This window comes from uncultured Streptococcus sp., from assembly GCF_963456385.1.
Lineage (GTDB): Bacteria > Bacillota > Bacilli > Lactobacillales > Streptococcaceae > Streptococcus.
In genome coordinates this window covers 38,842-44,841 of record NZ_CAUOLF010000020.1, presented here as the reverse complement: position 1 = coordinate 44,841, position 6,000 = coordinate 38,842, and the positions used below count along the sequence as shown (strand labels likewise).

The window sequence follows — 6,000 nt, the reverse complement described above, 5'->3', positions numbered from 1 at the left end:
GATGGTATTGGTATCAATCAATGAGTAACAAAGTAACAGCATGATTCGAAACATTTGCTTGTAATTTGCGGAGGAACATCAATATGGATGGAATAACAAAAGATTCTATAAAAACGGCTAAACTAATGAAACAATTATGGCCCCAATTGACCGATAAAGAAGCTATTGATGAAGTAAAAAGATATACGAATGGCAAAAATACTGCAATCTTTACTGAAGTTGAAGGTGACACAATTGTAGGTTTAGCACTATGTTCACTCAGATTTGATTATGTTGAAGGTTGTAAATATAGTCCTGTTGGATTCTTAGAAGGGATTATTGTCGACGAGGAATATCGTTTAAAGGATATTGCTAAAAATCTCTGTACAAAATGTGAGGAATGGGCGAAAAATAAAGGATGTAAGGAATTTGCAAGTGACTGTACTTTAACGAATACGGATTCTATAAGATTTCATCTCAATATTGGATTTCAGGAGGCAAATAGAATTATTCATTTTAAGAAGAAATTATAATTTCAGAACGTGGTCAAAATTTATGTATCTTTAGGAAGTGTGAAAGAATGTACGGACTACGAATTACTTTTCATTAGTTAAGAATATAGTAATCTTGTAAAGTTAATCGAGGAGTTATTGATGGAGTTTATTAGTAAGATAGCCATAAGTAAAGGCTGGTCAGATGATAAAAAATATTGTGTTACAGACCAGAACCAGCAAAAATATTTATTGCGTGTTTCTGATAAAGGAAAGTTAGATTCTAAGAAAATTGAATTTGATATAATGGAGAAGGTTGCATTTCTTGGAGTTCGTATGTGTAAACCGATTAAATTTGAATTCTGCGGTGACGAAGTGCATTGTATACACGAGTGGATAGATGGAAGAGATGCAATAGATACCATTTTAACTTATTCAGAAAACCAACAATACACTTACGGAGTAGAGGCAGGAAGAATACTTAGAAAGATTCATACAATTCCTGCTACAGAAGTTTGTGAAGACTGGGAAATCTTTTTTAATCGAAAAATTGATGATAAAATCTCCAAATACAAAGAATGTCCCGTCCAATATGAAAGTGGGCAGGTCTTTATTGATTTTTTGAACGAAAACCGTGAACTGCTAAAAAATAGACCCCGGGTTTTGCAACATGGTGATTATCATATTGGGAATTTCATGATTGGAGAAGATTGTGAGATTTATGTGATTGACTTTGATCGTTTTGACTTTGGAGATCCTTGGGAGGAGTTCAATCGTATTGTGTGGTCTGTTCAAGTATCTCCCTCTTTTGCATCAGGTATGATAGATGGATATTTTGATGACAAGGTTCCAGATTTATTTTGGAAACTTCTTGCCGTTTACATTCTAAGTAACATAGTTGGAGCTCTTCCATGGGCTGTTCCTTATGGAGAAGAGGAAATATCAGTAATGCAAAATCAAGCTAAGGAAATTTTAGAATGGTATGATGATATGAACCGACTAGTCCCAAGTTGGTATATGAACAAGAATAATACTGAATAATTTAAGCGTTTGAATATCAATTTGGAAAAAGAATAGAATACAATGAAATCTCAAAATTGAAACTACTATTAAGCCTTGTCCTCAAGGCTTTTTAATATTTCCTGCTATACCTCCTATTCCCAAACTTGAACAATAGCTTGCAATCATTTTTTTAAAATAGTATACTAGGGCTAAGTTATGGAATCGTTTGCATAGAATTACGATGAATTAAAAAAAAGAAATCTAGGAGTTGAAAAGTATGGAATTAACAGCCATTTATCATAGACCGGAGTCGGAGTATGCCTATCTTTATAAAAAAGGTCAAGTGCATATCAGAATTAGGACTAAGAAAGAGGATATAGAGAAAATCGTTTTGCACTATGGGGATCCCTTTATCTTTCTTGAGGATTCCTATGAAGATGTGAAAGAGATGGTCAAAGTGACTTCTGATGCCTTATTTGATTATTGGCAAGTTGCTGTCTCTGTGCGCTTTGCTCGGATTCAGTATCTGTTTGAGCTTGAGGATAAAGAGGGGCAAAGTGTCCTGTATGGAGATAAAGGTTTCGCTGACAATAGTCCAGAAAACCTTGCTTTAGAGGGCAATGGTTTTAAACTCCCTTATATTCACGAAATTGACGGCTGCCAGGTTCCTGACTGGGTTTCAAAAACGGTCTGGTATCAGATTTTCCCAGAACGATTTTCCAACGGAAATGCTGAACTTACACCAGAAGGAGCTCTAGATTGGGATCCGTCTATCAGACCTAAAAGTAGTGATTTCTTTGGTGGGGATTTACAGGGGATTATTGACCATCTGGATTATTTGCAAGACCTAGGGATTACAGGGCTCTATCTCTGTCCCATCTTTGAGTCTCCAAGTAATCACAAGTACAATACGACGGATTACTTTGAAATTGATCGACACTTTGGAGACAAGAGTACCTTCCGCCAACTGGTGGAGCAAGCTCATCTGCGTGGCATGAAGGTTATGCTGGATGCGGTTTTCAATCATATGGGCGATCAATCCGCTCAATGGCAGGATGTTCTCCAGCATGGTGAAAATTCAGCTTACAAAGACTGGTTCCACATTCAAGAGTTCCCAGTGACGAATGACAAGCTTGTGAATCCCAAAGAACTGCCTTATCATACCTTTGCCTTTGCCAGCTATATGCCTAAGTTAAATACAGCAAATCCTGAGGTAAAAGACTATCTCTTAAGCGTTGCGACCTATTGGATTGAACATTTTGATATTGATGCTTGGCGGCTGGATGTGGCCAATGAAGTTGATCATCAATTCTGGCGAGATTTCCGCAAGGCCGTTTTGTCCAAAAAGCCTGACCTTTATATTCTTGGAGAGGTTTGGCATACCTCTCAGCCTTGGTTAAATGGAGATGAGTTTCACGCTGTCATGAACTATCCTCTATCGGATAGTATCAAGGACTACTTTTTGAGCAGGAGCAAGAAGACCAGTCAATTCATAGCTGAGATTAACTGCCAGTCTATGTACTACAAGCAGCAGATTTCTGAGGTCATGTTTAATCTCTTGGATTCGCATGATACGGAGCGCATCTTGACGACAGCTCAAGGTGATATCCAGCTTGTAAAATCCGCACTTGCCTTTCTCTTTTTACAAAGGGGAACTCCTTGTATCTATTATGGGACTGAGCTAGAATTGGGCGGAGGTATGGATCCGGATTGTAGACGGGTCATGCCTTGGGAGCGGGTTTCAAGTAGCAATGACATGCTCAATTTTATGAAGAACTTGATTCAGCTTCGCACGGAAACTGCGGACATTATTCAGCATGGGAAATTTACCTTAGAAGAAATCGAGCCTAATGTGCTTGTTTTAGAGTGGGAACATGACGGTCAAAGTATCCGAGCGATTTTTAATCAGTCGAATGAGAATTATCTTTTAGACAGAGATTCATCTGATTTGGTGAGTCATTGCCAAACTGATGACGAGAAACTTGTCATCTTACCAAAGGGGGTTGTAGTTTATTGTGATGAGTCTAAAAGGTAATGAAGTTGAAACATAGAAACTCGGACAAACAGGCTCTTTAAACCTTCTTTTTTAAAGTGTCAGAATTTTTTCATGGTGGTGTAAGATGAAATCAAAAGAACTTCTGAAGAAAAGACTGATTAATTTAGCTAGCGGGGAATTGGCAGCTTTTTTAGTATTTTGGATGAATTTTTTCCTACTAAAAAAGTGGATTTTTACTACCGAAGCCTTCATTTCTATTTCCTTCTCTTTATTTCTGCTAACTTTTATCTTGATACAAGGTTCCATTTTTTGGTGGATTTTAATCAAGAGGATTTCCAATCCAGGATTTGCTGAAAAGTATACGGGAAAGATTTACAAGATATTGAAGAAATTAGATTTTATTTTACTAGCTGTGGGAATTTTTGTGATATTATTGAATCATGGAGAAGTTTCCACGTTCATTATTTCTTTTTCGATTTGGATATTTGCTCTTATAGAGTGGGTAAATTACTATCAATTGCAATTGTCCTACAGCTTGAATCCTGCTGTTTTATGGAGATATTTTCGACATAGGAAATTGAAAAAGAGTAAAATAGCAAAGGAAATTGATAAAATCCTATAATGCTGATGATTTGCAAAATGATTTCCAAGAGCCGAAAGATGCAAAGGAGTGCAATCTTATGCCTAGACCGAAAACTAAAGAAGATCTGCTGTTAGCTGCTAAGGAAAACTTTGAGAAGTTACAAACTCTCATTTCCAAATTGTCTGATGAAGAGTTACACACGCCTTTTGATTTTTCTCGGGATGAAAAGAAGAAAGAGGCCCATTGGAGACGAGATAAAAATCTAAGAGATGTTTTGATTCACCTCTATGAATGGCATCAGCTCTTGTTGAATTGGGTGCATGCCAATCAAAATGGACAAGAGCAGCCTTTTCTTCCTGCTCCCTATAACTGGAGGACCTATGAAGAGTTGAATCTGGAATTTTGGAAGAAACATCAGAATACTTCTCTTGAAGAGGCAACTGAGATCTTTCATCAGTCCCATCAAGATGTTTTGCACTTGGCAGACACATTTACAAACGAAGAATTATTTTCAAAAAATGTCTATAAATGGGTCGGAGGAACTGTACTAGGTTCCTATTTTGTAAGTGCTACCTCCAGTCATTATGACTGGGCCATGAAAAAGTTGAAGGCTCATCAGAAAAATTGTAAATTAAAGTAATTAATTGAATACGAGTAGTGGAGAAGAAAAAATATGAAAAAATATAGTAAAATAATCATGTACTGTGCCTGCCTGGCCATGGCTTTGGGGCTGGCGGCATGCGCTAGTTCCCAGAAAAATAATCAAACAAGTCAAACTACATCGACTTATTCAAATCTAAACAGTAAAAAGAGTGTCGAAGAAGTTAAGAATTTGTTGGCTGCCGACTTGGATAAAGACAGTGTCGATAACTTTGTCAATCTAGTCAATGACTACAATGGACTTGTTGGCTCTACTGGATTAACGGGCGATTTCACTAAGTTTACCAAAACCGAATATGATGTAGAAAAAATCAATCCTCTATGGCAGGCAAAGAAGGGCGATTTTATCGGGACAAATTGCCGGATTAATACCTATACTTTGTTGAAAAATAGCATCGAAATTCCTCAAATTGAAAAAGATGACGAACTCTTGTTCATAGATAATGATTCGATTGACAAGGGGAAGCTCTTTGATGCCAAGGATAAGGAAGATTTTAATATCTTGTTTTCAAGAGTCAAGACTGAAGCGACTCAAGATGTAAAAGTCCATGCTAAGAAGATGGAGGAATACTTCAAGCAGTTCAAGTTTAGTGAAAAAGCAAGGATGCTTTCTGTCATTGTCCACGACAATCTTGATGGTGATTCTCTCTTTGTAGGGCATGTCGGCGTCTTAGTTCCAGACAAAGACGGATATTTATTTATCGAAAAGCTGACCTTTGAAGAGCCTTACCAGGCTATCAAGTTTGCGACCAAGGAAGATGTCTACAAATACTTGCAGACCAAATATAAAGACTACACAGGGGAAGGTTTGGCCAAGCCCTTTATCATGGACAATGATAAGTGGGTAGAGGGTAAGTAATGTGCTTTAGTTAGCATTAAGAAAATAGAACTGGGAGATTTAGCGTATGGAATTAAAAGATTTTACAGAAAAAGAGCAAGAGCAGATTAGTCAAGGGCTCAGCACTGCAGAAATTTCTGATAAGGAAGCTGCCAAAAAGATTCTGGCACTTGTGCCTAAGGAATGGATTAATAGGATTCCTTTTTTCGTGAGAGGGCATGCGACGACCAAGACCGTTGAGAGAGTTGCCAAGCAATATCCTGAACTATTCGCTGTTGCTAAGCAGCAAGGCGAACTTCCTAACAAGGAAAGAAAAGAATTGCGCGTGGTTATGACAAGCATTTTTGAAGAAAAGATGAATAAGCATAAGATTAAATGAGCCCTTACTTTGAAAGAAGTGAGAGCCTTAGGAAGTCACTGAAAGCAGTGGCTTTTTCGTTTTTTATGGAAA

Annotated in this window: 7 protein-coding genes; all 7 read left to right on the top strand. The window is 37.5% G+C overall.

Annotated features, from left to right (window positions below; translation table 11 throughout):
- Nucleotides 1-83 precede the first annotated feature (83 nt).
- The 7 genes from aac(6') (at nucleotide 84) to RP262_RS08800 (ending at nucleotide 5,928) form a co-directional block, all read left to right on the top strand.
- Complete coding sequence (aac(6'), locus tag RP262_RS08830; protein ID WP_002912789.1) at nucleotides 84-512, top strand: aminoglycoside 6'-N-acetyltransferase; 429 nt, start codon at nucleotides 84-86, stop codon at nucleotides 510-512.
- Between the two features lie 120 nt (nucleotides 513-632).
- The gene (locus RP262_RS08825; RefSeq protein WP_311154909.1) at nucleotides 633-1,511 is read left to right on the top strand and encodes a phosphotransferase; all 879 of its coding nucleotides are present in this window, start codon (nucleotides 633-635) and stop codon (nucleotides 1,509-1,511) included.
- 238 nt (nucleotides 1,512-1,749) lie between these two features.
- A complete protein-coding gene (locus RP262_RS08820) occupies nucleotides 1,750-3,507 on the top strand; it encodes a glycoside hydrolase family 13 protein (protein WP_311154908.1) in 1,758 nt (585 codons plus the stop codon).
- 85 nt (nucleotides 3,508-3,592) lie between these two features.
- Nucleotides 3,593-4,090 (top strand): hypothetical protein, encoded by a 498-nt coding sequence (locus RP262_RS08815; protein WP_311154907.1) that lies wholly within the window; start codon nucleotides 3,593-3,595, stop codon nucleotides 4,088-4,090.
- A gap of 58 nt (nucleotides 4,091-4,148) precedes the next feature.
- Nucleotides 4,149-4,691 (top strand): ClbS/DfsB family four-helix bundle protein, encoded by a 543-nt coding sequence (locus RP262_RS08810; RefSeq protein ID WP_311154906.1) that lies wholly within the window; start codon nucleotides 4,149-4,151, stop codon nucleotides 4,689-4,691.
- A 33-nt stretch (nucleotides 4,692-4,724) separates the two neighbouring features.
- Nucleotides 4,725-5,570 carry a DUF4300 family protein gene (locus RP262_RS08805; protein WP_311154905.1) on the top strand — a complete coding sequence of 282 codons (846 nt, stop codon included), beginning with the start codon at nucleotides 4,725-4,727 and terminating at the stop codon, nucleotides 5,568-5,570.
- A gap of 46 nt (nucleotides 5,571-5,616) precedes the next feature.
- A complete protein-coding gene (locus RP262_RS08800; RefSeq protein WP_311154904.1) occupies nucleotides 5,617-5,928 on the top strand; it encodes a hypothetical protein in 312 nt (103 codons plus the stop codon).
- Nucleotides 5,929-6,000 lie beyond the last annotated feature (72 nt).